1 protein-coding gene is annotated in these 432 nt (G+C 68.1%); it reads right to left on the reverse strand.

What is annotated here, in order from left to right; translation table 11 throughout:
- A partial coding sequence (locus tag AC5Y7E_RS24275) for a phosphopantetheine-binding protein (RefSeq protein WP_499950959.1) occupies window positions 1–432 on the reverse strand: 432 nt, incomplete at both ends.

The raw sequence follows: 432 nt of genomic DNA on the forward strand, positions 1-432 counted from the left end.
CGGGGCCAGCCCACCGCTTGGCCCACCGACGCGGGGTGCCAACTGCGCGATCGTGGGTGCCTCGAACACGGTGCGCACCGCAAGGTCGGTATCCAAGGTGGTGTTGATCGCCGCGATCACCCGCATCGCCGAAATGCTGTCCCCACCGAGTTCGAAGAATGAGTCATCGACCCCGACTCGTTCGAGGCCGAGGATGTCGGCGTAGATGCCGGCCAGGATTTCCTCGGTGGCCGTGGCCGGAGCGCGATAGGGCCCGGTGTAATCGGGGGCGGGCAGGGCCCGGGTGTCGAGCTTGCCGTTGGGGGTCAGCGGCAGTGCGTCTACGGCGATGATGGCGGCCGGGATCATGTAATCCGGCAACCGCTGGCCCAACGCCGCCCGGATATCGGCCGGGTCGGCGTCGCCGGTGATGTAGCCGATCAGGCGTTTGGC

The organism is Mycobacterium sp. NGS17 (genome assembly GCF_059813205.1).